The sequence below is a fragment of the Methylomonas rivi genome (assembly GCF_024505165.1).
GTDB lineage: Bacteria > Pseudomonadota > Gammaproteobacteria > Methylococcales > Methylomonadaceae > Methylomonas > Methylomonas rivi.
This window is the reverse complement of the sequence record NZ_JANIBK010000042.1, coordinates 23010-29466: the sequence shown is the minus strand read 5'-3', so window position 1 is coordinate 29466 and position 6457 is coordinate 23010. Positions and strand designations below refer to the sequence as shown.

Here is a 6457-nt window from a genome sequence, read left to right as displayed (position 1 = left end):
GCCGGGCGGCCACCGCAACGGCGGAACCGCCGGATGAGCCGCCCGGTACGCAGCAGGCATCCCACGGATTGTGCGCCGCCCCATAAAAGCTGGTTTCGTTGGACGAACCCATGGCGAATTCGTCCATGTTCAGCTTGCCCAACATCACGCTGCCGGCCTGGTTGAATTTTTCCACCACCGTGGCGTTATAGGGAGCGATAAAGTTATCCAGCATTTTTGAACCGCAGCTGGTTTTGCTGCCTAGGGTGCAAAAGATATCTTTCTGCGCCAGCGGAATCCCGGCCAATGGCGCGGCATGGCCGGCCGCCAGCAATTCATCGGCCGCCCGCGCTTGTTGCAACGCACCGTCTTCGCAAACCGTGATAAAGGCGTTCAAGGTTTCGTACCGGCGGATGCGGCTTAAAAAGGCTTGCGTCAATTCCACGCTGGAAAACTGTTTGCCGCGCAGCCCGGCTGCCAGTTCGGTTAGGGTAAGGTTGTGCATAATCGTCCTTAATCGATAACTTTAGGTACTAAATAAAGTCCGGCCTCGGTTTGCGGGGCGATGGACTGGAAGCGGCCGCGCTGGTCGGTTTCGGTTACCGCATCGTCGCGCAGGCGCTGCATCTGATCCAGAGGATGGGCCATGGGCACTACGCCCGAGGTATCAAGCTGTCCCATTTGCGTCATCAAATCAAGCATATTGGACAAGTCATCAGCATAGCTATGGATTTGTTGTTCTTGTATGCCCAACCTGGCGAGGTGGGCGATTTTTTTCACGTCACTGGCCGTCAACGACATCATTAAGCTCCCTATTGAGTAATGCAAATATGATACTTTATATCTTGCCCAACTGCCTGCTTGATTGATAAAGTAGCGGGATTTTCTGTGCGCTTTGGTGTAATCATGTTCAAACGAATTCGCGGCCTCTTTTCCAACGACTTATCGATCGATTTGGGTACCGCAAATACCCTTATTTACGTTCCGGGCCAAGGAATCGTCCTCAACGAACCTTCCGTAGTCGCCATCAAGGAAGACAAAATCCGCGGCCAAAAAACCATCGCCGCCATCGGCGCCGAGGCGAAAAGCATGTTGGGCCGTACGCCCGGCAACATCACCGCCATCCGTCCGTTGAAGGACGGCGTGATCGCGGATTTTGCGGTCACCGAACGCATGCTGCGGTTTTTTATCAAAAAAGTACACGAAAACAAACTGCTGCGTCCCAGCCCGCGTATTTTGATCTGCGTACCTTGCGGCTCCACCCAAGTGGAACGCCGCGCTATCCGCGAATCGGCGGCCATGGCCGGCGCTCGGGAAGTGTATCTGATCGAAGAACCCATGTCGGCGGCGGTAGGCGCCGGCCTGCCGGTCGACACCCCGCACGGTTCCATGGTGCTGGATATCGGCGGCGGCACTTCCGAGGTAGCGGTGATTTCCTTGAACGGCATCGTCTATTCGGCCTCGGTCCGGATCGGCGGCGACCGTTTCGACGACGCCATTATCGCCTATGTGCGCCGCAACTACGGCACCCTGATCGGCGAGGCCACGGCCGAAAAAATCAAACACGAAATCGGCGCCGCCTATCCGGGTAGCGAGGTGCGCGAAATGCAGGTCACCGGCCGCAACCTGGCCGAAGGCGTGCCGCGCAGCTTCTCGCTGAACAGCAACGAAATTTTGGAAGCCTTGCAGGAACCCCTGTCCGGCATCGTCAGCGCCGTCAAGGTCGCCTTGGAACAAACCCCGCCGGAATTGGGCGCGGACGTAGCCAGCCGCGGTATCGTGCTGACCGGCGGCGGCGCCTTGTTGAAAGACATCGACCGTTTGATCGCCGAAGAAACCGGCCTGCCGGTATTTATCGCCGACGATCCGTTGACCTGCGTCGCCAGGGGCGGCGGCATGGTTTTGGAAATGCTGGACAAAAAAGGCGCTTCGGCGTTTTCCTTGGAATAAATTTACCGCCGCCCGACATCCGTCGTCTAAGGCAACTTCCGGATCGGACTGTCTTTGCGCGGCACGGCGGCAGCCACCGCTCGCCTAGTTGCTGTGGTAGTATGGGCCATCTTTAATCGGCGGCCACTTTCAGCCGTGTTGCCGTTTCATCATAATGCTTGAGGTTTTGCCATAAAACTTTTATTTGCCCAAGGCCCTTCGCTTAACACGCGCCTGTTAGTAGCGATTCTGGCTGCAATCGCATTATTGGTAACCGATTATCGAACGCAGTTTCTGCATCCTCTGCGTTCGGTCTTGTCTATTGCAACTTACCCGATCCAGATTTTGGCCAGCCTGCCCGGAGACAGCATTAAATCCATGTCGGACACCGTGTTTTCCTACGTCGACCTGCAAAAGGAAAACCAGCGCCTGAAAGAAACTCAGTTGATTAACGCCGCCAAACTGTTAAAACTGGACGCACTGGAAAAAGAAAACATTCGGCTGCGCGTATTGCTGGAAAACTCCTTCCAACTCGGCGAACAAGTGCTGATTGCCGAATTGCTGTCGGTAAAACTGGCTGCCTACGAACACACCGTGGTGGTCAACAAAGGCACGCGTTTCGGCGTGCACCCGGAACAGCCCGTGCTGGATGCCAACGGCATCGTCGGCCAAGTGATACGCGCCCTGCCGTCCAGTTCCGAAGTCATGCTGATTACCGACCCCGACCATGCCATTCCGGTTGAAGTCAATCGCAACGGCCTGCGCACCATCGCTTTCGGCACCGGCCTGCCCAACCGCCTGCAACTGCCCTTTTTAGCCAAAAACGCCGACATCGTGCCCGGCGATTTGCTGGTCACTTCGGGCTTGGGCGGCGTATTCCCGGCCGGCTATCCTGTGGCCGTGGTCGATAAATTCGAAACCCGGCCGGACAAATCGTTCGCCAACATTTACGCCACCCCCAAGGCGCAACTGGAAACCAGCCGCGAATTTCTGATCGTCTGGAGCGACTCGACCCCGGTATTTTTGGGCAAGGACCAAGCACCGCCCTCCCCCGACACACCGGAAGCCGAGCATGCCGAGCCCTAGCCCGTTCGCGCCCGTCTATTTCCTGGCAACGCTGGCTATCGCCATGACGCTGCGTATCATGGACTTATTTCCCGGCACGGTTGAATTCAACCCCGATTGGATCGCACTGGTTTTGATTTATTGGTCCATCGCCCTGCCCGAGCGCTTCGGCGTATTCACGGCGTTCGCGGCCGGTTTGCTAACCGATGTGCTGACCAGCCACCTGCTGGGGCAATACGCCCTGATCTATGCTTTGTTCAGCTATTTCAGCATCAGGCAACACCGCCGGCTGCGCCAATTTCCGCTGATACAGCAATGCGTGTTCGTGTTTTTTTGCCTGCTGTGCGGCCAAAGCTTGATTTTCGGCATGGAAAGCATGCAGGCGGCCAATCGGCTGCCTTTATCGTTTTGGTATCCGGTGCTGACCGGCACCTTGGTCTGGCCGCTGGTATTCATGGTGTTGCGGGCGATTCGGGTTTTGGCGCGTATCAGCTGACAAGATGGATAGACAATTTGCCATCAAAGACTCTCTGGCGGAAAACCGGATATTCTTGAGCCGTGTCGTGGCGGCTTTTTTGCTGATTCTGCTGTTGATCGCCGGCCTGATTGTCAGATTGATTTATTTACAAGTGGTCGGGCATGAGCATTACGCCACTTTGTCCAAGGACAACCGGATTAAAATTTCGCCGCTGCCCCCCACTCGCGGCATCATTTACGACCGCCGCGGCCGCATGTTGGCCGAAAACGTCCCCACCTACAGCCTGGAATTGATCCCCGAGCAAATCAAGGACATGGACGGCACCTTGGCGAAACTGCAAAACCTGTTGGCCATACCCGACGAAAAAATCGAGCAGTTTCAAAAACAAAGAAAACGCAATAAAGCCTTTACCACCACGCCGCTGCTGCAAAACCTGTCGGACGAGGAGGTGGCGAAATTCGCCGTGGTCAGGCCCTATTTTCCGGGCGTCGACGTCTATGCCCGCCTGGTGCGGCATTATCCCTACGGCGAACTGGCCGCGCATGTGGTCGGCTATGTCGGCCGCATCAACGAGCAGGAATTAAAAACCTTGCCCACCGCCGAATACCGCGGTACCGACATCATCGGCAAAAACGGTATCGAAAAATCCTACGAAGCCCAATTGTTGGGCACCGCCGGCTACGAGGAAATCGAAACCAACGCCCAGGCCCGCGCCGTCAACACGGTGGCCACGGTAGAGCCGATCGCGGGCTCCAACATTTACCTGACGCTGGACATCGATCTGCAGAAAATCGCCTACGATGCGCTGGGCGAATACAACGGCGCCGCCGTGGCCATCGATATCAAAACCGGCGGGGTACTGGCGTTTGCCAGCCGGCCCGGGTTCGACCCCAATCCGTTCGTAACCGGCATCTCCAACAAGGAATACAAGGCCCTGCGCGACTCGCCCGATCAACCGCTGTATAACCGCGCCCTGCGCGGTTTATATCCGCCCGGTTCCACCGTCAAGCCCTTTGTCGCCCTGGCCGGCCTCGAATACGGTGTCATCGATTTCGGACACCGGTTGTTTTGCCCGGGTTATTACCAGCTGCCCAACGTCAAGCACAAATACCGGGACTGGAAGAAAGGCGGGCATGGCATGGTTGACATGAACGACGCCATCACCCAATCCTGCGACGTCTATTTTTACGACTTGGCGCTGGCCCTAGGCATCGACAGATTGTCCGATTTCATGCATCGTTTCGGCTTCGGCGAAAAAAGCGGCATCGATCTGGTCGGCGAGGTCAGCGGTTTGATGCCGACCAAGGACTGGAAACGCAGCCACCGCAATCGGGCCTGGTATCCCGGCGAAACCCTGATCACTGGCATCGGCCAGGGTTATACCCAGGTCACCCCGCTGCAATTGGCGCGCGCCACGGCGATTTTGGCCAATTACGGCAAGGTGATTACCCCGCATTTGGTGCAGGAGATCATCACCCCCGATTTCGCCACGCCGCCGGACCTGCTGCCGGAAACCAAAATTCCCCTGAAAAAACAATATGTCGATAACATTATCTTCGCCATGACTAACGTAGTGCACGGCAACCGGGGCACCGCCGGCCGCTTGTCCAAAAACATCAATTACCAGATTGCCGGCAAAACCGGCACGGCGCAGGTTTTTACCGTCAAGCAGGAAGAAAAATACAACGAGGATGCCATCGATTTTAAAATGCGCGACCATGCGTTGTTTATCGCCTTTGCACCGGTACACGACCCTAAAATCGCGGTTGCCATAGTCGCCGAACACGGCGGCCACGGCGGCTCGATTGCCGCCCCCATGGCAGGAGAAATCATCAACGCCTATCTCAACCCCCAAAAGGAGGCGCCGCATGAAGATTGAAATGCGCACCGAGCAGTTTCAATCGCCGTCCTTACTCGGCAACTTGTTGCGTAAATTGCATATCGATATTCCGTTATTTCTGAGCCTGATCTTGATTTGCGCGCTCAGTTTTGTAATCTTGTACAGCGCCGGCGGCCAAAACGAGGCGCTGTTAATCCGCCATGCCAGCCGCACCGGCTTGGCCATTGCCGTGATGATCGTGCTGGCGCATGTCAATCCGCGCCGCTTTCAAGCCTTTTCGGTGGCTTTCTTTAGCCTTTGCGTACTGCTGCTGTTAGCTGTTGCCGTGATGGGGCAAATCAGCATGGGCGCGCAGCGCTGGCTGGATTTAGGCATTTTCCGCTTTCAACCGTCCGAATTCACCAAGATAGCAGCACCGATGATGGTGGCCTGGTATTTGTCCGAACACTCGCTGCCGCCCAAACCTAAACATGTCATGGCGGCCGGCATTTTGCTACTGATTCCCGTGCTGCTGATCGCCAAGCAGCCGGATTTGGGCACCTCCTTGCTGGTGGCCAGTTCCGGAGCCGCCGTGCTGTTTTTTGCCGGCCTTTCCTGGTGGTTCATGATCGGTATTGCCGCGATTCTGGCGGCCTCGACCCCGGTTTTGTGGCATTTTTTGCGCGAATACCAACGCAACCGGGTCTTGACTTTCATTAATCCGGAAGCCGACCCGATGGGTACCGGCTACCATATCATCCAATCTAAAATCGCCATCGGCTCCGGCGGCATCAACGGCAAGGGCTGGCTGGGCAGCACCCAGTCCAAACTGGATTTTTTACCGGAAAGCTCCACCGACTTCATTTTCGCCGTGTTTGCCGAAGAGTTCGGCTTATTCGGCTGCCTCGGTTTATTATTCTTATACTTGCTGGTCATCAGCCGCTGCTTTTATATTGCCGTGCAATCCCAGGACACCTATTGCCGCTTGTTGGCCGGCAGCCTGGCTTTTACTTTTTTCGTTTATGTATTCGTCAACATCGGTATGGTGATCGGCATTTTGCCGGTGGTCGGCGTTCCGTTACCCTTGGTCAGTTACGGCGGCACCTCCATGGTGACCCTGATGGCCGGCTTCGGCATTTTGATGTCGATACACACTCACCGTAAACTCTTACCCATTTAATTCAAGC

The 6457-nt window shown here is 56.1% G+C and carries 7 protein-coding genes; 5 read left to right on the top strand and 2 right to left on the bottom strand.

All coding sequences use genetic code 11. From position 1 onward, the window contains the following. The coding region (locus NP596_RS09990) for an amidase (protein ID WP_256615207.1) at positions 1–484 on the bottom strand (484 nt) is incomplete at its 3' end. Positions 485–492: 8 nt separating this feature from the next. Beyond that, entirely contained in the window at positions 493–780 is a 288-nt protein-coding gene (gene gatC, locus NP596_RS09985; protein WP_256615209.1) for an Asp-tRNA(Asn)/Glu-tRNA(Gln) amidotransferase subunit GatC, read from the bottom strand. A gap of 105 nt (positions 781–885) precedes the next feature. Between gatC and NP596_RS09980 the strand changes: the two genes are divergently transcribed. The 5 genes from NP596_RS09980 (at position 886) to rodA (ending at position 6450) form a co-directional block, all read left to right on the top strand. Continuing rightward, entirely contained in the window at positions 886–1929 is a 1044-nt protein-coding gene (locus NP596_RS09980) for a rod shape-determining protein (protein ID WP_041363788.1), read from the top strand. A gap of 171 nt (positions 1930–2100) precedes the next feature. Further along, positions 2101–2994, top strand: coding sequence for a rod shape-determining protein MreC (mreC, locus tag NP596_RS09975; protein WP_256615208.1), 894 nt, complete (start codon positions 2101–2103; stop codon positions 2992–2994). Beyond that, entirely contained in the window at positions 2981–3469 is a 489-nt protein-coding gene (gene mreD / locus NP596_RS09970; protein ID WP_256615206.1) for a rod shape-determining protein MreD, read from the top strand. The genes mreC and mreD overlap by 14 nt, the downstream gene beginning before the upstream one ends. A 4-nt stretch (positions 3470–3473) precedes the next feature. Continuing rightward, on the top strand, positions 3474–5330 hold the full coding sequence (mrdA, locus tag NP596_RS09965) for a penicillin-binding protein 2 (RefSeq protein ID WP_256615205.1): 1857 nt from the start codon (positions 3474–3476) through the stop codon (positions 5328–5330). Further along, positions 5320–6450: a rod shape-determining protein RodA gene (gene rodA, locus NP596_RS09960; protein ID WP_256615204.1), complete on the top strand. Its 1131-nt coding sequence runs from the start codon at positions 5320–5322 to the stop codon at positions 6448–6450. Before mrdA ends, rodA begins: the two co-directional genes overlap by 11 nt. Positions 6451–6457 lie beyond the last annotated feature (7 nt).